This is a genomic window from Phytohabitans maris, from assembly GCF_031085175.1.
Lineage (GTDB): Bacteria > Actinomycetota > Actinomycetes > Mycobacteriales > Micromonosporaceae > Phytohabitans > Phytohabitans maris.
This window is the reverse complement of the sequence record NZ_JAVHUY010000001.1, coordinates 255,275-278,321: the sequence shown is the minus strand read 5'-3', so window position 1 is coordinate 278,321 and position 23,047 is coordinate 255,275. Positions and strand designations below refer to the sequence as shown.

Sequence of the window (23,047 nt, the reverse complement as noted above, 5' to 3'; positions counted from 1 at the left end):
CCTGGCCCGCGCGCTCGTGACGGCCGACCCGCCGCCGGCACCCTCGTCGGCCGCACCCGCGCGAAGTCGAACCGGTCGGGAAAGATGTGCGTGGATTCTGATGTGGACCGATCACAGGGAGTACCCATCGTGCTGACCAGACGAGCCCTGATCACCTCATCCGCCGCCGCGGCCCTCACCGCGGCCACGCTGACCGTCCCGGGCGCCGCCGGCGCCCACGGCTCCCGCCATCGACGCTTCCCCGACACGATCCCGCTGCCGAACGCGTTCCAGCCCGAGGGGATCGCGATCGGCCGCGCGTTCGCGTACTTCGGCTCCCTCGCCAACGGCGACATCTACCGCGCCAGCCTCGCTACCGGCCGGGGCGAGATCATCTCCACGGGCCCCGGCACCCCGTCGGTGGGCCTGAAGATCGACGACCACGGCCGGCTCTTCGTCGCCGGCGGGGCCGCCGGAAACGGCCGGGTGGTCGACACGCACAGCGGCCGGATCCTGAAGTCGTGGACGTTCGCAAGCGCTCCCACGTTCGTCAACGACGTGGTGCTCACCCCCAAGGGCGCGTTCTTCACCGACTCCAACCAGCCGTTCCTCTACAAGGTGCCGCTGAGCCTGCGCGGCGAACCGGTCGCGCTCCCGCTCACCGGCGACCTCGTCTACGGCACCGGCTTCAACGTCAACGGCATCGCCCGTACGCCGGACGGCCGCGGCCTGCTGGTCGTGCAGTCCAACACCGCGAGCCTCTTCCGGGTGGACCCGGACACCGGCGTCACCAAGGCGGTCGACCTCGGCGGGTACCCGCTGACCAACGGCGACGGGCTGCTGACCATCGGCCGCACGCTGTACGTGGTGCAGAACCGCAGCAACCTGGTGTCCGTCTTCGCGCTCGACAAGCGGGGCCTGAGCGGGCGCCTCACCGGCACCCGGACCAACCCCAACTTCGACGTGCCCACCACCGTGGCCGCCTTCGGCGACCGCCTCTACCTGCCGAACGCCCGCTTCGGCATCACGGTCACCCCGGAGACCACGTACAGCGCGAACTCCGTCAAGCGCTGAGAGTCACCAGGCGCTGGGTGGCCCGCGACAGGGCCACGTAGAGCGTCCGTGCGCCGGCGTCGGTCCTTATCTCCTCGGGCGAGATGAGGACCACGCCGTCGTACTCCATGCCCTTGGCCTGCAGGCTCGTCACCACCTGGAGGCGGTCGGTGGGCAGGCCGGCCACCCACCCGGCGACCTCGTCGCGGCGGGGCACCGGCGTGATCACGCCGACCGTGCCCTCGACGTCCGCGAGCAGGCGCTCCGCGGCCTCGCGGGTCGCGTCCGGCAGGGCCGCCGCGGCGACGGTGAGCTCCTCCGGCGGCACCCCGGTCGAGCGCACCGCGCGCGGCAGCGCGATGTCCGGCGAGACCTCCCGGATCACCTTGGCCGCCACCGCGAAGATCTCCGCCGAGTTGCGGTAGTTGGTGGTGAGCGTGAACTCGTGCCGGCGCCGGCCGCCCAGCGCCTTGTCGCGGGCCCGGGCCAGCTCGGCCGGGTCGCCGGTCCAGGCGCTCTGCGCCGGGTCGCCGACCACGGTCCACGAGGCGAGCCGCCCGCGCCGGCCGAGCATCCGCCACTGCATCGGCGAGACGTCCTGCGACTCGTCGACCACCACGTGCGCGTACTCGCGGTAGTCGTCGGGGCGGCGCACCGCGGCGGCGCGGGCGGCCCGCTGCCGGTCCGCGTACGTGCTCACCTCGCGCACGCCGTCGACCACGTGGAACGGGTCGCGCTGGCGCTTGGCCGGCTGCGGCGGGCGGCCGAGCATCTCGTCCAACTCGTCCAGCAGCGCCACGTCCGCGACGGTCGGGTCGCCGGGGGTGAAGGCGCCGCGGAGCAGCGCGGTCTCCGCGCCGCTGAGGATCCCACCGGTGTACGACCGCAGCCGCCCCGGGTCGGCCAGCCAGGCCAGCACGTGCCGGGGCGCCAGCCGGGGCCACCACGCCTTGAGGAACTCGCGGAAGTCGGGGTGCTCGGCCAGCTCGTCCTCGAAGTCGACCTGCTCCGGCAGCCCGCGTACGCGGTTGCGCCGGGCCTGCGCCCAGAGCGCGTCGAAGAGCCCGTCGATGCCGGCCCGGCGCACCTCGTTGCGGCGGGCGCCGCGGGGCAGCGCGCGGGCCCGGATCGCGTCGAGCTCGGGGCGGGTGAGGCGGAGCAGGTCGCCGTGGTAGAGCAGGCGCAGCTCGGTCGGGCCGCCCGGCACCGCGTCGCGGACCGCCCGCTCCAGCACCCGGCGCATGCGCAGCGAACCCTTGATCGCGGCGACCGCGGTCGGGTCGGTACGGGTGGCGCTCACGCCCTCCACGATCGAGCCGAGCGACTGCAGGGTGGCCGCCTCCTCGCCGAGCGAGGGAAGCACCGAGGCGATGTAGTCGACGAAGACCGACGAGGGGCCGGCCACCAGGATGCCGCCGCCGGCGAACCGGGAGCGGTCGGAGTAGAGCAGGTAGGCCGCGCGGTGCAGCGCCACCGCGGTCTTGCCGGTGCCCGGGCCGCCCGAGACGATCGTGACGCCCGAGGCGGGTGAGCGGATCGCCTGGTCCTGCTCGCGCTGGATGGTGGCGACGATGTCGCGCATCCCCCGGCCGGTGGCGCGGGCGAGCGTGGCCAGCAGCGCGCCGTCGCCGACCACCCGCATGCCCTCGGGCGCGGCGGCCGGGTCGAGCAGGTCGTCCTCGATGTTGGTGACCTTTTCGCCGCTCGACTGGATCATGCGGCGGCGCACGACGCCCCGCGGGTCGGCGGCCGTGGCCTGGTAGAACGCCGCCGCGGCGGGCGCCCGCCAGTCGACCACCAGCGGCTCGGCGTCCTCGCCGCGCACCCCCAGCCGCCCCACGTGCAGCACCTGGCCCTCGCGCAGGTCGAGGCGGCCGAAGACCAGGCCCTCGTGCTCGGCGTCCAGGGCGTGCCGGCGCCGCGCCGCGTGGAAGACCATCGCATCCCGCTCGACCAGCGCGCCGAAGTTGCCCACCCGGGCGAGGCGGTACCCCTCCTTCTCCGCCCGGGCCGCAGCCTGCCGCAGCACCGCCAGCCGGGCGTAGACCCGGTCGACGTGACGCTGTTCGGCGGCGATCTCCTGCTGAAGGGTGGTGGCGGCGTCGGTCAAGTTTTCGGGGCTCCCAGGAGAAGGTGCGGCGCCTGTGTGACAAGGCCAGACAAGGGTACGCGTCCGGCGCTCGTCATGCCCTCCGGTGCCGATCGGCGGCGGCCCGGACGACGCCCAGCAGCGCGGCGGTGACCACGTCCGGGCGTTCCAGCATGAGCATGTGCCCGGCGCCCGGGCAGATCGTGAGCGCGGCCCCGGGCAGTGCCTGGGCGATCGACACCGCGCAGACCGGCGGGGTGAGCCGGTCGCGCTCCCCGACCAGGACGGCGGCCGGCACGGTCGGCAGCGCGGCGAGCGTCTCCAGGCGGGCCTGGGCGCCCACCGAGGGGCGGAAGCCGCCGATCGAACCGAGTGAGGCGCGGGCGACCGCCTTCGTCGTGAGGTGTACGTCGGCCGGGTCGCACGGGTGCCCGAAGAGCAGCCACCGCAGGCTCGGGCGGAGCGCCAGCGTGAGCGCCCGGTGCGGCCGCCAGCCACCGAGCCGGGCGAGCAGCTGGGCGCCGGTCATCTCGGCCGCCCGGATCAGATGGGCGACCCGCGGCGGCAGCCCGTACACGGTATGGGTGTGTCCCTCGGCGGTGGTGCTGAGGAAGAAGAGGCCGCCGACCCGGGCGGCGAAGTCCGCGGGGTGCCGGTGGGCGTACTCCATGATCGTCATGCCGCCGAGCGAGTGGCCGGCGAGCACGACCGGCCCGCTGGGCGCGACCGCGCGCAGCACCTCGGCCAGGTCGTCACCGAGCTGGTCGAGCGTGGCCGAACCCCGCTCGACGCTGCTGGAGCGGCCGTGGCCGCGCGCGTCGTACGTGACGACGCGGGCCTCCTCGGCCAGCGGCAGCACCTGGCGATGCCACGTGCGACCGTCGAGCACCCAGCCGTGCAGCAGCACCACGGTGACCGGGGCGCCGGGCGGGCCGGCGGTGCGCAGGTGCAGTCGGGGGCCGTCCGAAAGCCGGATCTCGGCCTGCTCGACTGTTGTCATGGGCGCCTCCGTAAGTACCCACGGGTAACAATCATGCCTCGGAAACGCCCCGGCGAACAGTTGGGGTCTGTATGCGGGCTTGCGCATGGCGGCGTCTGGGCGCGGCGCGGCCCGGCAAAGGAATCTGATACAGAGCCCAGAGGCCCCGCCCAAATGGGCGGGGCCTCTGTCAGATGTTGGGCTCAGGCCTCGAAGACGCCGGCGTCGACCAGGCGCTTTTCGGTCGCGTCCCAGCCATCGCCGGGAGACGCGGCGGCGAGGGCGACGATCTCCGCACGGATCTTGGCGCCGTGGCCGGCACCCGCCAGCGACCGGATCTCCTCCACGAACGCGTCGGAGTCGGTGCGCAGGTGGACGGTCTTGCCGTTGGTCAGGTTGCGCACGTAGGCGTGCTTGCCCTTGTTGAGAGGGATCAGGTACTTGTACTCGCCGAGCACGCTCAGGGCGCCACCCGCGCCCTGGCCGGCGCGGACGGATGCGCGCGCGGTCTTGGAGGTGTTGCTCGCCACGGAGGCACTCCTTGCAGGGAGGACAGAGTAAACAGACCAGAGAACTTTACCCGATGCACCGGCCGCACCGCTCGTGCGGTGGCCAGCGCTCTCCGTCACAACGCCGGCGGAAATGCGTTACGACCAAGGGGAATTCTCGGCCGAGTTTTCCGATTCTCTGGCGCACCATCCGTCACACCAGTCATCATGTGATTCAACCGCCCGTTGATCGAGGTCGTAGGGGAAGACGCACCTCGCTCTCCGGGAGGTCACAGTGCCAACGCGTGGCGTCGTATACGTCCACTCGACCCCGCTCGCCGTGTGTGCGCACGTCGAGTGGGCGATCGCGCGCGTCCTCACCGCGCCGGTCAACCTGCACTGGACCAGCCAGCCGGTCGAATCCGGCGCTCGCCGGGCCGAGTGCAGTTGGACCGGACGCCCGGGGACCGGCGCGGAGCTGGCTGCTGCCCTCCGGCAGTGGCCGATGATCCGTTTCGAGGTCACCGAGGAGCCCAGCCCAGGCGCCGACGGCGAGCGCTTCATGTACGTGCCCGGCCGCGGCCTCTTCCGCGCCACCGCCGGCGCGGCCGGTGACATCCAGCTCGGCGAGGACCGGCTGCGCAGCATCATGGAGAGCGCCCGCGCGCCGGAGGCCCTCGCCCACGCCCTCGAGCGGGCCCTCGGGACGGCCTGGGACGCCGAGCTCGAGCCCTACCGGTACGCCGGCGACGGCGCCCCCGTCACGCTGCTCACCCGGGTCGGCTGACGGTCGTCCATTTGCCCCGGCTCGCCCAGGCTGTTCTGATAGCTGGCGTGCGTCTGCGAACCCGCGCGCTCCTGGCCGTGCTCCTGCTCGCGGCCGGCTGCCAGTCTTCCCCTCCGGCGCCGGCCCCCACCACGTCCGCACCCGCGTCCGCCAGACCGACGCCGCCGGCCGGCTCAAGCCCGGCGCAGCGGGCCGCCGCCCTCGCCGGCACGCTCTCCGACGAAGACCTCGTGGGGCAGGTGCTGATGCCGTACGCGTACGGCTCCTCGGCCACCGACGTCACGCCCGGCAACAAGGCGGGCAACCAGCAGCTGGCCGGCGTCGACACCCCGGCCGAGATGGTCGCCCGGTACCGCCTCGGCGGCCTGATCCTGGTCGGCTTCTCCGCGGACGACCCCACCTCGCAAAACCAGGGCACGACCAATGTGGACAGCCCCCAGCAGGTGCGCGGGCTCACCACTGGGCTGCAGGCCGCCAGCGCCAAGCTCGCCGCCGGCTCCGCGCCGCTGCTCATCGGCACCGACCAGGAGTACGGCGTGGTCACCCGGATCAAGACCGGCGTGACCGCGCTGCCGAGCGCGATGGGTGCCGGCGCGGCCGGTGATCCCCGCCTCACCGAGGCCGCCTGGCGCGCGGCCGGCGACGAGCTCGCCGCGCTGGGCGTCAACGTCGACTTCGCCCCGGTCGCCGACGTGCTCGGCAACGCGGGCAGCTCGGTGATCGGCTCCCGCTCGTTCGGCGCCGACCCGACCCAGGTCTCCGCGCAGGTCGCCGGCGCCGTACGCGGCCTGCAGGCGAGCGGCGTCGCGGCCACGCTCAAGCACTTTCCGGGCCACGGCCACACCGCCGGCGACTCGCACGACGCGCTGCCCGGTCTCGGGCAGAGCCGGGCCAGCCTCGACCGCGGCGACCTGCCCCCGTTCGTGGCGGGCATCGGCGCCGGTGCCAAGCTCGTGATGTCCGGCCACCTCGACGTGAAGGCGATCGACCCGGGCACGCCCGCGACGTTCTCCCGCAAGGTCCTCACCGACCTGCTCCGCGGCCAGCTCGGCTTCCAGGGCGTGGTCGTCACCGACGGCATGAACATGGCCCCGGCCAAGCGCTGGCCCGCCGGCGAGGCGGCGGTGCGCGCCCTCAACGCCGGCAACGACCTCCTGCTGATGCCCGACAAGCTGCCCGAGGCGTACAACGGCCTGCTGTCCGGCCTGCGGGTCGGCGACCTGAGCCGCGCCCGCCTGGTCGAGGCGGTCACCCGGGTGCTGACGCTGAGGTTCGAGCTGGCCGGCGGCGCCGCGCCGGAGATGTCCACTGTGGGCAGCGCCGCCCACCGCGAGGCCGCCGCCAAGCTCGCCGCCGCCGCGGTCACCCAGCTCCGCGGCGCCTGCGGCACCGCACTGCGCGGCCCGGTCCAGGTCACCGCCGCGGGCGGCCGCGACACCGCGCGCGGCTGGCTCGTCGAAGCCCTGCGCGCCGCCGGCGTCCAGGTCGTCACGAGCGGCGGTACGGTGGTCCACCTGGTCGGGTACGGCGACGGGCAGGGCGACCTCCGCAAGGGCGCGGCCGTCACGGTCGCGATGGACACCCCGTACCTGCTGGCCAAGTCCGACTCGCCGGTGCTGCTCGCCACGTACTCGTCCAGCCAGCCGTCGATGGCCGCCCTGGCCGCCGTACTGGCCGGCAAGACCCCGGCGAAGGGCCGCTCCCCCGTCCCGGTCACCGGCCTCCCGCGATCGTCCTGCACCGCCCAGGCCGGCTGAGCAGGTTGCGCCCGCCACCGTCCGGGAGGGAGCGGGGTCGCTCCCTCCCGGATCGCTTGTGCTAGCAGCCGATGCGGGTGGTGCTCAGGGCTACGTCGTCGAACCAGAGGGTGTCGGCGCCCTCGCCGTAGCTCTCCCAGCCCAGCCGCAGGTCCGTGAGGTTGGGGCGCCAGTTGGCGCGGGACGACCACTGGCGGTCGACGTCCGGCGTGGGGGTGCCGTCGGCGACCAGGCCGGCCACCTCACCGCCGTCCACCCAGGTACGCAGGTGGCCCTGTGTGCCGTCCACAGTGAACTCGACGCAGGTCCACCGGTTCGTCGCCAGCGGCAGGCTCAGCGCGACCCCGGCCGGGCTCTGCTCGGGCAGCGTGGCGTCGTCGGAGGCACGGTTCCATTGCAGGGCACCGTTCTGGCCGCCCATGCGCAGGTCGCGGTTGCCGTCGGCGGCGTCGCGCATGGCCAGGAACGTGACGTGCTGGGCCGGAAGCGCGGTCGTGTGGCGTACCCAGAAGCGGGCGTACCGCACGGCGCCCAGGCCGCTCACTCCGCTCGTCGTACCCACGAAGACGTGGTTGCAGTAGCCGGTGGCGCCGTTCACGCGTACCGACTTGGCGCTGCTGTGCGCGACCCCGGTGTCCACTGTGGCCGTCCCGGTGCCCTGGCAGTCCGGATAGGACACGCTCCACGCGCCGGACGGGGCACCGCCCGCCTGGCTCTCGAAGCCGTCGCAGAAGGCGGCCGTCCCGCACCCGGTGGGCGGAGGCGGCGACGTGGGCGGAGCGGAGGTCGGCGGAGCGGAGGTGGCGGGAGGCGAGGTGGGGGCCGCACCGTTGCAGGCCTCGCCGTTCAGCGTGAAGCCCGACGGCGCGGCGTTGCTCGCCGCGTACGTGCCCTGCACGCCGAACTCGGTCCAGCCACCGGCCGGCAGCGAGCCGTTCCACGCCGCGTTGGTCGCGGTGACCGCGGCACCGGACTGGGTCACGGTGGCGCTCCAGCCGTTCGTGATGCGCTGGTCGCCGCCGTACGTCCAGGTGACCGTCCAGCCGTTGGCGGCGGCGTCGCCCGCGGTCACCCGTACCGTCGCGGTGAACCCGCCGGCCCACTGGTTGACCCGGTAGTCGACGAGGCAGCCGGCGGCCGCCCCGGCCGCTGGTACCAGGGTCGGGCTCACCGCGACCGCGGCGCTGACCAGCAGCGCGGCCGCCCCGGCGACGGCGACCCGTGCACGCACTCTCATGAAGCAACCCTTCCATTGATGATGTTCGTTAATCATAAACGTCAATGGCTTTCGTGTGCCTCCCGGGCGTACCCGGATCGCCGCTGCCGGACCGACGGCGGCGCCGACCCTTCCCGCGAACGCGTGTCGTTCGTGGCGCTGACCGCGCTAACCGCCATTTCCGCCTACAAGCCGTGGGGCAGGACCCGCCGCACCGGCGGGCGGGCGCGCGTATCAACCGCCCGGGCGGGGAACTAGGGGGTATGGCCAACCACGTCCTGGTGTTCGCGCCGGCGCCGCAGCTCACCGTGACCGTCGAGCAGCCGGCCGAGGCGGTGGAGATCCACGTACACCCAGGCGGCCAGGGCGTGTGGCAGGCCCGCATGATCATCGAGCTGGGCCCGCCGGTCGTCATGTGCGCGGCGGTCGGCGGCGAGATCGGCCAGGTGCTCCAGGCGCTGCTCTCCGCCGAAGGGATCGAGCTGCGGGCGGTCACCCGCGAGGCGACCAGCGGAGGGTACGTGCACGACCGGCGCGGCGGCACCCGCACCGAGATCGCCGACGTGCCTGGCGAGCCGCTGAACCGCCACGAGCTGGACGAGCTCTACAGCCTCACGCTCGCTGCCGCCATGCGGGCGCAGGTCGCGGTGCTCAGCGGGCCGGCGGAGCCGTCGATGCTGCCCGCCGACACGTACCGGCGGCTCGCCGCGGACCTCGGCCGCAACGGTGTCAAGGTGGTGGCCGACCTCTCCGGCGACTACCTGTCGGCGGTGCTCCAAGGGCAGCCGTATCTGGTCAAGGCCAGCCACGAGGAGCTGATCACCGACGGGCGGGCCAAGGACGACAGCGAGGCCGAGCTGATCGGCGCGCTGCACGGGCTGCACGCCGACGGCGCCACCACGGTGCTCGTCAGCCGGGCCGGCGAGGGGGCGCTGGCGCTGCTGGACGGCGAGGCGTACCGGGTGGAGTCGCCCCGCCTGGAGGTGGCCGACGCGCGCGGGGCCGGCGACTCGATGACCGCCGGGGTGGCGGCCGTGCTGGCCCAGGGCGGCGACGCGGGCACCGCGGTGCGCACCGGCGCGGCGGCGGGCGCCCTCAACGTCACCCGCCACGGGCTCGGCAGCGGCCGGGCCGACGCGGTGCGGAGCCTTGTCGAGCGGGTAAACCTGAAGAGACTTGACGCATGAGGATACTTGTCACGAACGACGACGGGATCCAGGCGCCGGGCATCCGGGTCCTGGCACGGGCGCTGGCGAGCGCGGGGCACGACGTGGTGGTCGCCGCGCCCAGCCAGGAGGCGAGCGGCATGAGCGCGGCGATGACGGCCGTGGAGGAGGACGGGCGGATCGTGGTGGTGACCCACACGATCGACGGTCTCGACGGCGTCGAGGCGTACGGGGTGGCCGGCTCGCCCGCGTTCATCGTGCTGATCGCCAGCCGGGGCGCCTTCGGCCCGGCGCCCGACCTGGTCTACTCCGGCATCAACCGGGGCGCCAACGCCGGCCTCGCGGTGCTCCACTCGGGTACGGTCGGCGCCGCGTTCACCGCCGCCGACAACGGCTCGCGGGCGCTCGCCGTCTCGCTGGACGTGCTCACCGCCAGCGCGGCCTCCGCGGCGAGCGGCGGCGCGGCCGGGCTGCGGCCGGGGCACACCGACGCGGGGCGGCACTGGGAGACCGCGGCGGCCATCGCCGCCGACCTGCTCCCCACGGTCAAAGACCTCCCGGAGGGCACCGTCCTCAACCTCAACGTCCCGGACCTCCCCCGCGACCACGTCAAGGGGGTACGCCGGGCCCGGCTGGCCCGCTTCGGCCAGGTGCAGATGGCGGTGGCGGAGACCGGCCGGGGGTACGTGCGGACGGCGCTCGAGGAGTCCAGCGCGCGGCTGGAGGAGGGTACCGACCTGGCGCTGCTGGCCGAGGGGTACGCCACGCTCACGGCAGTACGCGCGGTAAGCGAGGTCGACGTCGACCTGCCCGACGGCCCGTGATCAAAGCTCCCTTGACGTCGTTCTAGCGACTTCGAGGGAGCTTTGATCACGGGTGGGGATGGACGGGGCGGGCAGCATCGCCCAGAGCGCGAACGCGAGGTCGCGGCTGCTCGGCCGGTCGGCGGGGCGCTTGGCCATGCACGAGCGGCACATGTCGGCGACCTCGCGGGGCAGGCCGGCGATCGCCAGCACGGGCGTCGGCGCCAGGCGGCGCACGTGCGGCGACTCCAGCGACCCCGGGTACGGCGAGCGGCCGGTCAGCATCTGGTAGAGGAGCACGCCCAGCGAGTACACGTCGTCGGCCGGCTGGGCAGCGCTCGTGACCGGGTGCGCGGGCACGGCCGGCCGGCGCGGCACGGTGGTGCGGGTCACCCGCGGGCGGTCGTTTCGCGGGCGGTCCACAGTGGTCGCCAGCCCGAAGTCGATGATCTTCACGCCGTCGCGGGTGAGCATGATGTTTTCGATCGTGAGGTCGCGGTGCACGAAGCCCCGCCGGTGCGCCACCGCCAGCACGTCGGCGACCGTCGCGGCGACCCGCAACGCCTCCTCCCACGGCATCGGGCCGTCGGCGAGCCGGTCGGCCAGCGAGACGCCGCTGAGCAGCTCCATCACCATGTACGGCGCGGAACCGCCATCGGGCAGCCGCATGTCGCCGAAGTCGTAGATCCGCGGCACGCTCGGATGCCGCAGGCGCTGCGTGATGAGCGCCTCGCGCCGCACGCTGTCCTGCGCGCGGGCGTCATCGGCCAGCGCCGGCGACAGCACCTTTACGGCGAGCGGGCGCGGCGACACCGCGTCCACTGCCTCGTACACGACCGACACGCCCCCGCGCCCGATCGGCCGCAAGACGATGTATCGCCCGACGATGGCGGTGCCCATCCGCAGCAGCGTCACGCCACCGGACTATTCCGTACATGCTGGATCAATTACAAGGCCCAGTTGCGTGTCACACGACATCGACGAACGTCTCGCACGCTGCGCGATTAGCCGGTCACGCGCCGGGCGACGGAGGGCCGGATCAGACGCCGGGAGAGGGCACCTCGGGAGCCTGCGCACTGCCCGCGAAATAGGGCTCGGGCGCGCCGAAGAGGCCGAGCAACCCGGTGACCCAGAGCTGGCGGTGCACGAACCGGCTCGGCTCGGTCACCAGCAGCTTGACACCGCTCACCTCGGCCGTCTGGAACCCGGCGACCATCGCGCTGATGCCCACCGAGTCGATGAAGGTGACAAGTCTCATGTTGAGCTCGATGCGGCCCGGCCGGCTCTTTGTGAGCACCGCCGCCACCGCCTCACGCACCTCGTGCGCCGTGTCGACATCGATCTCTCCGCGCGGAGCAATCTCCACAACACCGTCGGGGGAAACCGACGTCACGATCGACAGGCTCACGCGAACACCTCCACCCGCCCGGAACCCAGGCGCCTCGTCAGTACGCGGGCCGCGACCGAGCGTATTCCTCCGCCCGGCCAGCCGCCAGACCCCGGTGCCGGCAATGTTTCCGGTCTCCCGGGACAAAAGCGGCCAACCCGGACAGTCAGTATCATTCTTACCCACGGCCCCACGCACGCAAACTACCCACCAGGGTACCGGTGCGCGCCACTGGAATCGCCGGTCGAGTGTCGCGAATTGAGTTGATCGTCGCAGCTTGAGGCCGTAAACCCGGTTCGTGCCAAGATCGGGGTTGCGCTGATCACCATCTGCACGTGCAACGCGCAGGATAAGGTACTGCCATTGATGAAAGTTGCAGGTTTCTGTTGACCGGCCGATGAGGCAGGAAAATACTCCCGGTATGCGGGAGATTACATATTGCGCACCGCCTGTGGCGCCTTGCGTGGCAGCGGCAGCGCCCGCCCCCCGCCTGCCGGCCGTCCACTTCGGCCCCGTGCTCCCGTTGCCACGGCAGGTCGCCCGCTCGGACCCGCCCCCGGCAGAGCCGCCCCCGGCGGCGCCACTCCCGGCGGTGGCCGACCTCAGCACCGGCGGCGAGCGGAGCCTGGCCCGGCTGGCCGCCCTCGTCCGCGCGGAGATGGACGACCCCGACGGCCTCGTCTACCAGCCGGTCCTCGCCGGGCAGCTCTGGCAGGCGGTGCTCAGCGGGCTGCTGGCCGCGACCGCCGACCGGCTCCGCGAGGACCGCGCCCGGCGGGAGCCGGCCAGCCGGCCGCGGGCCGTCAAGCGGGCGATCGACGCGATGGAGGCCGAGCCGGACCGGGCCTTCACCGCCACCTCGCTCGCCGCGGCCGCCGGCACCAGCGTGCGCACGCTGCAGGAGGGTTTCCGGCAGCACGTGGGCATGCCGCCGATGGCCTACCTGCGCCGGTTACGGCTGACCCGGGCGCACGCCGACCTGCAGGTCGCCGAGCCCGGCCGGGAGACGGTGGCCAGCGTCGCGCACCGGTGGGGCTTCGCACACCTCGGCCGGTTCGCCGCGGCCTACCGCGCCGAGTACGGCCGGGCGCCGGCCGACACCCTGCACGACCGCCCAGCCGGATAGCCACGCCCGGGCCGCACCCCGCGCGGTCCGGGCAGGCCCGGGGCTACTCTCCCGGGTCGCCGTGGCGCAGCAGCGCCATCCGCCGCACCGGTACGCCGTTGAGCGACTCACCCGCCGCCGGCTCTCCAGCGAGCGCCCGCACGTACGCGGCGACCCGGTCGATGGCCTGGCGGCCGTCCCGGAGCGTCAGCGCGAGCGGCGACTCCCAGCCGGGCGCCATGCCGAGCTGCGCCGCGTGTGCCTCGTCGTAGCCGGCCAGGAACGCCACCGCCTGGTCCAGCGCGTGTGCCGCGAGGTTGAGCTCGCGCCGCACCTCGACCTCATCGATCATGACCGAATCCCCCACTCGAGCCATGCCAGAGCCGGTCGAGTCGCGGGCTGGCGAGCCGACCGGGCAGCGGAAACACATCCGGTGCGAACCTAAGCACGCAGAGTCACTCGGTCGAGCCGATACACGCGGACCCTGTCCACAATGCGCAGCCGTTAACAACAGCCAAACTTCTACCTCCAGAGGTATAGGTGGCCTACGCCCTCCGTCGGATGCCCGCGGCGGCCGCCGAGCCCTATCGTCGTACCCGTCATGGGGGTCCTGCGAAGCTGGCTGCTGCCCGCGCTGCTGGCCGCCGGCCAGGCGGCGCTGTGGCCGGGCCTTCCGGTGCTGCTCGACCGGCCGGTCGACCGGGTGGAGGTGGCCGCGGCGCTGGCCGCGACGGCGCTGGCCGCCACCGCGCTCGGGTGGCGGCTGCGGGCGCCGGTCGGCGCGCTCGCCGTGATCGTGCCGGCGCTGACCCTGGGACTGGCCGCCACCCCGCGCGACTCCCTCATCCTGCTGACCTTCGCCGACGTCATCGCGCTCTACTCGGTGGGCGCGCGGCGGCCGGGCCGGGTCACGTTCGCGGTCACCGTCGGGCTGATCGCCTGGCAGGCCGGCGTCGGCGTGCTCCTCTACCCGGACCTGCGCGACTACCTCGGCAACGTGGTGATCGCGGTCATCGTGTACCTGCTCGCGGCCGGGCTCGGGCGGAGCCGGCGGCGGTGGCGGGCGGCACGTGCGCGGGCCGCCGACCGGCTGGCGCGGGCCGAGGCCGACCGGCGGCAGGCGTCGGTGCAGGAGCGCCAGCGGTTAGCCCGCGAGCTGCACGACGTGAGCGCGCACCACCTGACGTCCATCGTGGTCACCGTGACCGCCGCGCAGCGGCTCGCCGCCCGGCGGCCGGAGCTCGCCGGCGAGGCGCTGGAGTTCGCGGCGCGTACCGGCCGGGAGACCCAGTTCGCTCTGCACCGGCTGGTGGCCGTGATGCGCGGGGTCGAGCTGGAGGGCGGTACCGGGCTGGGACACCGGATCGAGGAGCTGGCCGCCGGTTTCGCCGCGCTCGGCCAGCCGGTCACCACGCGGCTGAGCGTCGACTCGGTGGCCGGCCCGGTCTGCGACGCGGCGTACGGCATCGTGCGCGAGGCGCTCACCAACGCGCTGCGGCACGCGCCCGGGGGCCCGGTGGAGATCGCGCTGAGCCAGCGGAGCGGCACGGTCGAGGTACTGGTGACCAACGCCGCCGCCACCGCGCCCGGCGCCGCGAGCGGGCTGGGCTCCGGGCGGGGCGTCGAGGGCATGCGGGAGCGCGCCACTGCCACCGGGGGCACGCTCGAGGCGGGCCCCGAGCCGGACGGCGGCTGGCGGGTGCGGGCCCTGCTGCCCGGTTCCGCGGCGTCCACGATGGCGCGTCCACTGCGCCGGGTACGTGGACCACGGCTGGCCGACGTCGCGATCGCCCTCGCCGCCGCCGCGCTGCCGGTCGCGCTGATGCTCGTCCCCGACCCGACGATGCCCGAAGTGGACGCGGCCGCCGCGGCCCTCGCGACCATGCTGACGGCCGCGCACGCGCTCCCGCTGCTGTGGCGCCGGCGGGCGCCGTGGGCGGTACTCGGGGCGGTGCTGGCCACCACCGCGCTCTGGCCGGTCGTGGCCGGCTTCCACCTGCTGCCGGCGGGCGCGCTGGCCGCGCTCTTCGCGGGTGTCTGCGCCGACCTCGTCGCCGTGTACGCGGTCGCCGCGTACGGCCGCCCCCGCCACCTCACCTGGCTCTCGATGCCGCTCGCCGCCGGTGTGCACGGCGCGGTCACACTGCTGACGTTCGCGCTCGACGGGCGGCTGCTGGACCAGCCGATCGCGCCCGCGCCGATGGTCGTCCTGCTCGCTCCGACCGCCGCGCCGTACCTGCTGCTCGTCGCTCCGGTGTGGACAGCCGGGTTTCTGACCCGGGTGGGGCGCGAGGGCGTGGTGTCGCGGGAGCGGCGGGCGGTGGCGGCCTCAACGGCGGGCGCGGTCGAGCTCGCGTACGCCGAGCGGCTGCGGATCGCCGCCGGCCTGCGCGCCGCGGTCCTGCGGCACGCCGCGCTGGTCACCGAGGCGGCCGAGGCGGGGCGGCTCGACGCCGTCCTGGAGTCCGCCCGGGCGGCGCTGGCCGCGATGCGCGAGCTCCTCGGCGACCTGCGGGTCGACCCCGAGCGCGCACCGCAGCCGACCACCGCCGCGATCGACGCGCTCTGCCGTGACCTGCGCGCCGCCGGACGGCGGGTGGAGCTGCACTCGCCCGCGCCGGCACCCGTGCTGCCGCCGGCGGTCGACGTGTCCGCGTACCGCGTGGTGGAGACCGCGCTCGGCGCGGGCGACGACGGCCCGGCCCGGGTGACCCTCGGCTATGGCCCGGCCGACCTGCGCATCACGGTGACCGGCGTCCCCTCGGCGACCGCCGGACCGGTCGCGGCCGGCCTGCACGCGCGGGTCGCGGCGATCGGGGGGCGCATGACGGTTGATCCAACCGGGACGATGGACGTATGGCTGCCCTCCCGGACCTGACCCGCGTGCTCGTCGTCGACGACCAGCCGGTCGTCCGCGCCGGGTTCGCCGCGATCCTCGACGCCGAGCCCGACCTCTCCGTGGTGGGCATGGCCGCCGACGGCGCGGCCGCGGTGGAGCTCTCCGGCAGCCTCCGCCCCGACGTCGTCGTGATGGACATCCGCATGCCGGGCATGGACGGGTTGACCGCCACCCGGCTGCTCACCGGTGCGCCGGACCCGCCGCGGGTGCTGGTGCTGACCACGTTCGACCTCGACGCGTACGTCTTCGAGGCGCTGCGCGCCGGCGCCTCCGGGTTCCTGCTCAAGGACGCCCACCCCGACGACCTGCTCGCCGCGATCCGGGTGGTCGCGGCCGGCGACGGCATGCTCGCGCCGGCCGTCACCCGGCGGCTGATCGCCGCGTTCGCCGGTGGTGTGGTCGCCCCGCCGGCCGAGAGCGCGCCGCCGCCCGGCCTGACCCCGCGCGAGCGCGAGGTGCTCGCGCTTGTCGCGAGTGGACTGTCCAATGCGGAGATCGGGGCACGCCTGGGCGTGGCGACCGGCACGGTCAAGACACACGTCAACGCGCTCCTCACCAAGCTGGGCGTGCGCGACCGCGTGCAGGCCACCATCCTCGCGTACGACATCGGGCTCGTGCGGCCGCGCGGTGCCGCCCCGCCGGCCGCGGGCTAGGCGGTATACCCGACCTCTACCCAGCGATACAGGGCGATCTCCTTGTCCGGCATGACGATTCGCGTCTCGTCTGTTCGTACCGTCAGCTCATGGTTGATCGAAGCGTGCGAAGCACCGGCATCCTGGCGACGGCGGCGGTGATCGCGGGCGTCACCGCGGTGGCACTGATCGTGCTCGGCTTCTGGCTGCACGGCTGGGTACCCCTGAGCGACGGACCCCGGATCGCCGATCCGCGCTGGTGGCTGGGGGTGCTCAGTCATATCGGCGGCTCTCTGGTGCTGGGCAAGGGCGGGTTCAAGGTCGCGCTCGCGCTGGTACTCGCCGCGTCCGGCGCCGCCGTCTGGCTCCGCGAGCGCCGCCGCCAGCGACGGGAAGCGGCGCTACGGCCGGCGGCGAGCTGGCGCTCGCCGAAATCCCCGGCCTCCGCTGCCGGGTCCGCGCCACAAGCCCACCGCGGCGCTCGCCGGCTGGCTGCCGGGGCCGAACGCACAGACGGGGCAGCTCGAGAGCTGCCCACACACACATCCGTCCGTCCGGCGTCGAGGTGCTGAGGTGTCATGGACGCGCAGACCCCAGACGGCCGCCGGCTCCTCGCAGGGGCTGGGGTGAGTTCGCCGACCGCGGAGGGTGAGGCCGCGGGAACGCACCCCAAGAAAACGCTCCGCTGCGCTCCACGTTTCCCCGGGGACCCCGCGCAACGGTCTGGACCACGACGGACAGCGCGGCAGGCCATCCCTTGAAATAGATCCTTTAGGCGGGCGTCCGGGTGCGGGCGAGCGTGGCCAGCGGGTCGGCCATCAGGTCGGCGAAGCCGAGCTCGGCCGCACCGACCAAAGTGGAGTCGTCGCCGAGGGCCGAGGTGCGCAGCCGCACCCGCTCGCGGGCGACCGGCAGCACGTTGGTCGCGATGCGGTGGCGCACCTGGGGCGCGGCGCCCGGGTACACGTCGCGGAGCATGCCGCCGAAGATGACCATGCCGGGGTTGAAGAGGTTGATGAGGTTGGCGACCCCGATGCCGAGCCAGTCGCCGATGCGGCGCAGGGCCTCGCGCGCCACCTCGTCGCCCCGGTCGGCGTCGTCGACCACGGCGCGCAGCGCGTCGCGGCCCCAGAGGTCGGCGGGGCGGCCGGCGGCGTCGAGCAGCGCCCGCTCCCCCACCTCCGCCTCCAGGCAGCCGTGCGAGCCACACCCGCAGGGCCGCCCGTCGTACGGGTTGACCACCATGTGCCCGAGCTCGCAGCCGTACCCGCCGTCGCCGTCGAGCAGCTTGCCGCCGACGATGATGCCGCCGCCCACGCCGACGTCGCCGTGCAGGTAGAGCAGGTTCTGGAAGCCGATGCCGGCGCCCCGCTGCTGCTCGGCGAGCGCGCCCAGGTGCGCCTCGTTGCCGACCGGAACGGGGATGCCGAGCCCCAGCCGGCGGCCCAGCTCGGCGCCGAATGCCTGGTCGACCCAGCCCATGTCCGGCCCGAACCGCACCATGCCGTCGCCCGGCCGGATCATCCCGCAGTACGACGCACCGATCCCCACGCACACCGACTCCGCCGGCGCCGCCTCGTAAAGCTGGCGGCCGAACCGGGCGAGCACGTCCACCACGCGGTCGAGGTCGGCGCCGGCCCGCTGGCGTACCGCCTCGCGCCGGTCGAGCACCGCGCCGCCGAGCCCGACCCGGGCGGCGACCAGCCGGTCCACGGCGACGTCGAAAGCCAGCACGTACGCCCAGTCGGGGCGCACGCGCACCACCAGTGACGGGCGGCCGGCACGGCCGCGCTGGTCCTCACGCCGCGGGCCCGCGGCACCAGCGCCGGCGAAGGCGCCGGTGGGCGGCTCCTCGCGTACGAGGCCGGCGGTGCTCAGCTCCGCGGTGAGCGCCATGATGGTGCTGCGGTTGAGCCCCATGCGCTCGGCCAGCGTGGCCCGCGACACCGAGCCGGCCAGGTGCACGTGGCGCAGCAGGGTGCCGAGGTTGTGCCGGTGGATGCGCTCCTGCGGCAGCCCGATCGCCGGCGTCGTCGGGGCTCTCGACATCGTGGGAAACCTCGTACAGCGGGACTTTTCCCAGGATCGTAGGTTGCCACCGACCGGCACCGCCAGCATGCGCCGGCGGAGGCCGCGTGGCGCCGCCGGGCGGGAGTGGACCGGCCACACGGCACCCAGCCGGGCGGAAGCGGAAAATACCGATTAGTCCGTAGGTACGGAACGCGAGAGGGCAGTAGACTCAGGCGCTGCCCAGCCACTCTTGGCCGCCCCCAGGGGGTTCCGTGATCGGTGCGCCGCGCCGCGCCTGGCTTGTCGTTCTGGCCGGGGGTCTGACGCTGGTCCTCGTGGCCTGGCCCCTGCCGCCCGCGGTCGCCGCCCCGATCTGGATCCTCACGCAGCTGGTCACGGTGGCCGTCGCGACGTACGCGCTGACGAGCCGCGAGGCACTGCACCGCTCCGGCTGGTGGGTGCTGCTGGCCAGCTGCGGCCTCGGCCTGGCGAGCGCCGCGCTGCACGTGGTGCCGGCCGGCGAGATCTCCGACACGGCGTGGCCGGTCGCGCTCGCCGCCCGTTCGGCCCTCTTCGTGCTCGGCCTGACGCTGCTGCTCGGCGTGCGCCGTGCCCAGCCCGCCGACCAAAACTTCCTCGACGCCGCGATCGTCGCGGCCGGCCTGGCGATCGTCGCGTGGGCGTTCCTGGTCGAGCCGTGGCTCAGCGTCGACCCGCCGGACGCCCGGTTCATCGGGGTGGTGGCCTGCTTCGGCGCGCTCGACCTGCTGCTGCTCGCCCTCTCCCTGCGGATCCTCACCACCCCCACGTCGCGTACGCCGACGATGCTGATGCTCGCCGCCGCCGCGGGCGTGGTGCTCGCCGCCGACCTGGCCTCGATCCCCCGCGTGGGCACGCACGCGCTGGACGGCTTCCAGCCCGGCGGGCTGGTCTTCACCGCCTGGCAGCTCTGCGGGGTACTGGTCGCGGCGGCCGCACTGCACCCGTCGTACCGGCACGGCTACCGCCGGCCCGACGGCGGCACCGACGACGTGCTCCCCCGGGCCCGGTTCGTCACGTTCGTCTTCGTCGCGCTGCTCGCACCCGTCGTACCGGTGATCGGTCTGGTCGCCTCCGGCCTGGTCCGCCGCGAGTCGGTGCCCGCCCTGGTCGGCGCCGCCGCCCTCACCTGCGTGCTGCTGGTGCTGCTCGTGGTGCGGCTGGGAAACTTCGCCCGGCTGGCCGTGCGCCGGGCCGCCGCGATGAACGTGCAGTCCGCCGCGCTGATGGTGCAGGCGACCGCGCTGCAGCAGGCGCTCAACGACCAGGAGGCGCTGCAAAAGGAGCTGGCCCACCGCGCGCTGCACGACCCGCTGACCGGGCTGGCCAACCGCGCCGTGCTGGCCGAGCGGCTGGAGCTGGTGCTGCTCGACTCCGGTCGCGGGCCGGGCGGGCTGTTGCTGGTCGACCTCGACGGCTTCAAGGACGTCAACGACACGCTCGGCCACCCGGCCGGCGACGAGCTGCTCATCCGGGTGGCGGACCGGTTGCGGGTGGCCGCCGCGGGCGCCGACACGGTGGCCCGGCTGGGCGGCGACGAGTTCGCGGTGCTGCTCACCGAGACCGGCGCCGAGCGCTGCCGGCTTCTCGCCGGGCGGGTCATCGAGGCGGTCCGCGAGGCCTACCCGCTGGCCGAGCGGCAGGTCCTGCTCGCCGCCAGCGCCGGCCTGCTCATCCTCGACCCGGCGCGCGCCGAGCCCGCCGAGGCACTGCGCGACGCCGACCTCGCGCTCTACGCCGCGAAGGAGGCCGGCAAAAACCAGGTCGTCGAGTTCACGCCGCGGATGCGCGAGTCTCGCCTGCGCCACGCCGAGCTGGCCGCGAGCCTGCGGGCCGCCCTGGCCGACGACGCGCTCACCGTGCTGTACCAGCCGATCGTCGACCTCACCTCGGGCCAGCCGGTCGCGCTGGAGGCGCTGCTGCGGTGGCGGACCGCGGACGGCCGCGACGTGCCGCCCAGCAGGTTCATCGCGGTGGCCGAGGAGATCGGCCTCGTCGTCGACGTCGGCTCGAAGGTGCTGCGCGACGCCACCGCGCAGGCCAGCCTCTGGCACGCCCGGTACGACGTGGCGGTCAGCGTAAACGTGTCGGCGCGGCAGCTGGCCTCCCCGACGTTCGCGAGCGACGTGCTCACGGTCCTCGCTGAGCGCAGGCTGCCGCCGGCCGCACTGATCGTCGAGATCACCGAGACGGTACTGGTGGAGGCGGCCGGGGCGGCCGGCGAGCTGACCCAGCGGACGCTCACCGCGCTCCGCGAGCACGGCGTGCGGATCGCCGTCGACGACTTCGGCACCGGCTACTCGTCCCTGGCCTACCTGCAGCGCCTCCCCATCGACATCCTGAAGATCGACCACACGTTCACCGCGTCGCTGGAGTCGCCCGGCGAGCGCGACGTGCGGTTCGTCGGCGCGATCCTCGGCCTCGGTGCGAGCCTCGGCGTGCCGACGGTGGCCGAGGGCGTCGAGACGCCGCGCCAAGCCGCGCTGCTGCGCGAGCTGGGCTGCCCGCTGGGGCAGGGCTTCCACTTCGCCCGGCCGTGCCCGCCGGAAGACGTGCTCGACTACCTCTCCGCCCCGGTCGCCATGCGCGCCTCCCTCACCTGAAAGACCGGTTCAAAGAGAAAGATTCGAGCTACCGCGACGCCCGCGGCGGTCCAGACCGTTGCTCCCGCGGCCTCACCCTCCGCGTCCCACACCCCAACCCACCTGGGACGGTGGCCTCCTGGATCGACAGCGGGGGTGACACACACTCGGGCCGACCCCGCGCGGATCGCGACGTTCAGGGTGAGACACGGGCCCCCTATCCCAGGATCGGCGGTCCGAGATCAGCCCAAGCACGGAGATCGTGGTACGAATCCGCCCGCGTAGGGGCGGTTGCGTACCACGATCTCGACGGCCACCGGCCGCAGGAATGCCGCGGCGACATTCACGATGTCTCGGACGCGGCCCATCGCGACGGTGTCTGGTCGCGGCGGGAGCCGCCGCAAGCGCGGACATGGTTCTGCGAGGTGTAATCGGCGTGCGGGGTAGGGCGGGCTGGCTGGGGCCTTGCGCTGGCGGGGTTGTGAAGCGCGGAGGGTGGGGCCGCAGGAACGCACCCCAAGAAACGCTCCGCTGCGCTCCACGTTTCCCGGGGACCCTGCGCAACGGTCTGGACCACGACGGGCATCGCGGTAGCTCGGATATGGCTCTTGGCGTTGGTCTTCCGGGGCGCCCGCGGGCGGCGGGGTCAGTGGGCGCGGGCCTCGTGTGGGATGCCGGCCGGGGTCGGGGGGCCGGGGCGCCGGGCGGCGCGGGGCGCGGTGATCGTCGGGGCGGCGATGTCGATGTCGCGGGTCTCGCGCGAGAAGAGGAACGCGACCAGCGAGATCAGCGCGGTCAGGATGATCCAGCCGGCCACCAGCCAGGGCGCGCCGCCGCCGGCCCGCAGCAGCGCCGCCGCGACCAGCGGCGAGAAGCCCGACACGACGGCGCCGATCTCGCGGGAGGCGGCGAAGCCGGTGTACCGGACGCCGGCGCCGAAGAGCTCCGCGTAGAAGATGGGCTGCACCGCGATCATCGGGGCGAAGCCGAGCGCCATCGCGGTGACCATCGCCAGCCAGATCACCACCGGCTGGCCGGTGCCCACCAGCAGGAAGAGCGGCACCGCGAACGCGGCGGTGAACACCACGCTGAAGAGGTTGAGCGGGCGGCGGCCGATCCGGTCGGCGAGCGCGCCGTACACCGGCTGGAGGGCGATCACGACCAGGCTGAAGAGGATCACGCCGGTCAGCGCGACGGCCCGGCTCTGGTGCTCCTCGTCGACCAGGTAGGTGATCATGAAGGTGCCGTAGACGTACACGACGGCTGTGTCGCAGACATGCGCGCCCACCCCGACGAGGAAGCTGCGCGGGTAGCGCCGCAGCGTGGTCTGCACCGGCGCGGCCACGGTCGTGCGGTTGCGCTCCATGGCCAGGAAGACCGGCGACTCGGCGACCCGCAGCCGCACGTACAGCGAGACGAAGATGAGCACGAAGCTGGCCAGGAACGGCAGCCGCCAGCCCCACTCCCGTACCGCCTCGGTGCCGAGCAGCTGCACCAGCAGGAACGCCACCGTGCCGGTGAGCAGGCCGAGCTGCACGCCGGTCTGCACGAACGAGGCGTAGTACGCCCGCCGCCCGCGCGGGGCGTGCTCGGCCAGCAGCGTGGAAGCCCCGCCGAACTCCGCGCCGGCGCCCAGTCCCTGGCAGACGCGGGCGAGGACCAGCAGGATCGGGGCGGCGACGCCAGCCGTCTCGTACGTCGGCAGCAGCCCCACGATGCCGGTCGCGAAGCCCATCAGCAGCGTCGTCATCACCAGCGTGGAGCGGCGGCCGATCCGGTCGCCGAGGCGGCCGAAGAAGAACCCGCCGAGCGGCCGGAAGATGAAGGCCACCCCGAACGTCGCGAACGACGCCAGCACCTGCACCGGGTCGGAGGCGGTGGGGAAAAACAGGTCACCGAGGACAAGTGCCGCGGCAAGGCCGTAGATGAAAAAGTCGTACCATTCCAGGGCGGTCCCCACCAGGGACGCCGCGACCACCCGGCGCAACTCGGCGCCGGCGCTGGTAGATGCGGCGGGGGTCGGCGGGGTCAAGTGGGGCGCTCCGGCTCGGTGGGAAGGGTGAGATATGCAACCCC

At 74.0% G+C, this 23,047-nt stretch carries 19 protein-coding genes; 10 read left to right on the top strand and 9 right to left on the bottom strand.

Features of this window, described 5'->3' with window-relative positions:
- Positions 1 to 129 precede the first annotated feature (129 nt).
- Positions 130 to 1,053, top strand: coding sequence for an SMP-30/gluconolactonase/LRE family protein (locus RB614_RS01245; RefSeq protein WP_308710413.1), 924 nt, complete (start codon positions 130 to 132; stop codon positions 1,051 to 1,053).
- Here RB614_RS01245 and RB614_RS01240 read toward each other — a convergent pair.
- From RB614_RS01240 to RB614_RS01230, 3 genes are all read right to left on the bottom strand, one after another.
- Positions 1,043 to 3,142 carry a HelD family protein gene (locus tag RB614_RS01240; protein ID WP_308710412.1) on the bottom strand — a complete coding sequence of 700 codons (2,100 nt, stop codon included), beginning with the start codon at positions 3,140 to 3,142 and terminating at the stop codon, positions 1,043 to 1,045. The two genes, RB614_RS01245 and RB614_RS01240, sit on opposite strands and share 11 nt — an antisense overlap.
- A gap of 73 nt (positions 3,143 to 3,215) precedes the next feature.
- A complete protein-coding gene (locus RB614_RS01235; RefSeq protein ID WP_308710411.1) occupies positions 3,216 to 4,121 on the bottom strand; it encodes an alpha/beta fold hydrolase in 906 nt (301 codons plus the stop codon).
- Between the two features lie 182 nt (positions 4,122 to 4,303).
- Complete coding sequence (locus tag RB614_RS01230) at positions 4,304 to 4,630, bottom strand: hypothetical protein (protein WP_308710410.1); 327 nt, start codon at positions 4,628 to 4,630, stop codon at positions 4,304 to 4,306.
- A gap of 253 nt (positions 4,631 to 4,883) precedes the next feature.
- Here RB614_RS01230 and RB614_RS01225 point away from each other — a divergent pair, with 253 nt between their 5' ends.
- Together RB614_RS01225 and RB614_RS01220 are read left to right on the top strand one after the other, a co-directional pair.
- On the top strand, positions 4,884 to 5,375 hold the full coding sequence (locus RB614_RS01225; protein WP_308710409.1) for a DUF3145 domain-containing protein: 492 nt from the start codon (positions 4,884 to 4,886) through the stop codon (positions 5,373 to 5,375).
- Between the two features lie 11 nt (positions 5,376 to 5,386).
- Positions 5,387 to 7,132, top strand: a complete 1,746-nt coding sequence (locus RB614_RS01220) for a glycoside hydrolase family 3 protein (RefSeq protein ID WP_428982890.1) — start codon at positions 5,387 to 5,389, stop codon at positions 7,130 to 7,132.
- A gap of 61 nt (positions 7,133 to 7,193) precedes the next feature.
- On the opposite strand, the gene RB614_RS01215 is transcribed toward RB614_RS01220, so the two are convergent.
- On the bottom strand, positions 7,194 to 8,369 hold the full coding sequence (locus tag RB614_RS01215; protein ID WP_308710408.1) for a cellulose-binding domain-containing protein: 1,176 nt from the start codon (positions 8,367 to 8,369) through the stop codon (positions 7,194 to 7,196).
- 242 nt (positions 8,370 to 8,611) lie between these two features.
- Here RB614_RS01215 and RB614_RS01210 point away from each other — a divergent pair, with 242 nt between their 5' ends.
- Both RB614_RS01210 and surE read left to right on the top strand, forming a co-directional pair.
- Positions 8,612 to 9,535, top strand: coding sequence for a 1-phosphofructokinase family hexose kinase (locus RB614_RS01210; RefSeq protein WP_308710407.1), 924 nt, complete (start codon positions 8,612 to 8,614; stop codon positions 9,533 to 9,535).
- Positions 9,532 to 10,338, top strand: coding sequence for a 5'/3'-nucleotidase SurE (surE, locus tag RB614_RS01205; protein WP_308710406.1), 807 nt, complete (start codon positions 9,532 to 9,534; stop codon positions 10,336 to 10,338). Before RB614_RS01210 ends, surE begins: the two co-directional genes overlap by 4 nt.
- Here the strand turns inward: surE and RB614_RS01200 are convergent, their stop codons facing one another.
- Positions 10,339 to 11,232: a serine/threonine-protein kinase gene (locus tag RB614_RS01200; protein WP_308710405.1), complete on the bottom strand. Its 894-nt coding sequence runs from the start codon at positions 11,230 to 11,232 to the stop codon at positions 10,339 to 10,341. It abuts the gene before it with no gap.
- 124 nt (positions 11,233 to 11,356) lie between these two features.
- Entirely contained in the window at positions 11,357 to 11,725 is a 369-nt protein-coding gene (locus tag RB614_RS01195; protein ID WP_308710404.1) for an STAS domain-containing protein, read from the bottom strand.
- Between the two features lie 442 nt (positions 11,726 to 12,167).
- Here RB614_RS01195 and RB614_RS01190 point away from each other — a divergent pair, with 442 nt between their 5' ends.
- Positions 12,168 to 12,830: a helix-turn-helix transcriptional regulator gene (locus RB614_RS01190; protein ID WP_308710403.1), complete on the top strand. Its 663-nt coding sequence runs from the start codon at positions 12,168 to 12,170 to the stop codon at positions 12,828 to 12,830.
- A 43-nt stretch (positions 12,831 to 12,873) separates the two neighbouring features.
- On the opposite strand, the gene RB614_RS01185 is transcribed toward RB614_RS01190, so the two are convergent.
- Positions 12,874 to 13,161, bottom strand: a complete 288-nt coding sequence (locus RB614_RS01185; RefSeq protein ID WP_308710402.1) for a hypothetical protein — start codon at positions 13,159 to 13,161, stop codon at positions 12,874 to 12,876.
- Positions 13,162 to 13,410: 249 nt separating this feature from the next.
- Between RB614_RS01185 and RB614_RS01180 the strand changes: the two genes are divergently transcribed.
- The 3 genes from RB614_RS01180 (at position 13,411) to RB614_RS01170 (ending at position 16,912) form a co-directional block, all read left to right on the top strand.
- Entirely contained in the window at positions 13,411 to 15,687 is a 2,277-nt protein-coding gene (locus tag RB614_RS01180; protein WP_308710401.1) for a sensor histidine kinase, read from the top strand.
- Positions 15,666 to 16,361, top strand: a complete 696-nt coding sequence (locus RB614_RS01175; protein WP_308710400.1) for a response regulator transcription factor — start codon at positions 15,666 to 15,668, stop codon at positions 16,359 to 16,361. Before RB614_RS01180 ends, RB614_RS01175 begins: the two co-directional genes overlap by 22 nt.
- Positions 16,362 to 16,465: 104 nt before the next feature.
- Positions 16,466 to 16,912 (top strand): hypothetical protein, encoded by a 447-nt coding sequence (locus RB614_RS01170; protein ID WP_308710399.1) that lies wholly within the window; start codon positions 16,466 to 16,468, stop codon positions 16,910 to 16,912.
- Positions 16,913 to 17,111: 199 nt separating this feature from the next.
- On the opposite strand, the gene RB614_RS01165 is transcribed toward RB614_RS01170, so the two are convergent.
- Positions 17,112 to 18,389 carry an ROK family transcriptional regulator gene (locus RB614_RS01165; protein WP_308710398.1) on the bottom strand — a complete coding sequence of 426 codons (1,278 nt, stop codon included), beginning with the start codon at positions 18,387 to 18,389 and terminating at the stop codon, positions 17,112 to 17,114.
- Positions 18,390 to 18,685: 296 nt separating this feature from the next.
- Here RB614_RS01165 and RB614_RS01160 point away from each other — a divergent pair, with 296 nt between their 5' ends.
- Positions 18,686 to 20,992 carry a putative bifunctional diguanylate cyclase/phosphodiesterase gene (locus tag RB614_RS01160; protein ID WP_308710397.1) on the top strand — a complete coding sequence of 769 codons (2,307 nt, stop codon included), beginning with the start codon at positions 18,686 to 18,688 and terminating at the stop codon, positions 20,990 to 20,992.
- A 625-nt stretch (positions 20,993 to 21,617) separates the two neighbouring features.
- Here RB614_RS01160 and RB614_RS01155 read toward each other — a convergent pair.
- Complete coding sequence (locus tag RB614_RS01155; protein WP_308710396.1) at positions 21,618 to 23,003, bottom strand: MFS transporter; 1,386 nt, start codon at positions 23,001 to 23,003, stop codon at positions 21,618 to 21,620.
- Positions 23,004 to 23,047 lie beyond the last annotated feature (44 nt).

Coding starts and splice junctions, on each gene's coding strand:
- RB614_RS01235 (WP_308710411.1), bottom strand. CDS start 4,121: ATGACAACAGTCGAGCAGGCCGAGATCCGGCTTTCGGACGGCCCCCGA.
- RB614_RS01215 (WP_308710408.1), bottom strand. CDS start 8,369: ATGAGAGTGCGTGCACGGGTCGCCGTCGCCGGGGCGGCCGCGCTGCTG.
- RB614_RS01210 (WP_308710407.1), top strand. CDS start 8,612: ATGGCCAACCACGTCCTGGTGTTCGCGCCGGCGCCGCAGCTCACCGTG.
- surE (WP_308710406.1), top strand. CDS start 9,532: ATGAGGATACTTGTCACGAACGACGACGGGATCCAGGCGCCGGGCATC.
- RB614_RS01185 (WP_308710402.1), bottom strand. CDS start 13,161: ATGATCGATGAGGTCGAGGTGCGGCGCGAGCTCAACCTCGCGGCACAC.
- RB614_RS01180 (WP_308710401.1), top strand. CDS start 13,411: ATGGGGGTCCTGCGAAGCTGGCTGCTGCCCGCGCTGCTGGCCGCCGGC.
- RB614_RS01175 (WP_308710400.1), top strand. CDS start 15,666: ATGGCTGCCCTCCCGGACCTGACCCGCGTGCTCGTCGTCGACGACCAG.
- RB614_RS01165 (WP_308710398.1), bottom strand. CDS start 18,389: ATGTCGAGAGCCCCGACGACGCCGGCGATCGGGCTGCCGCAGGAGCGC.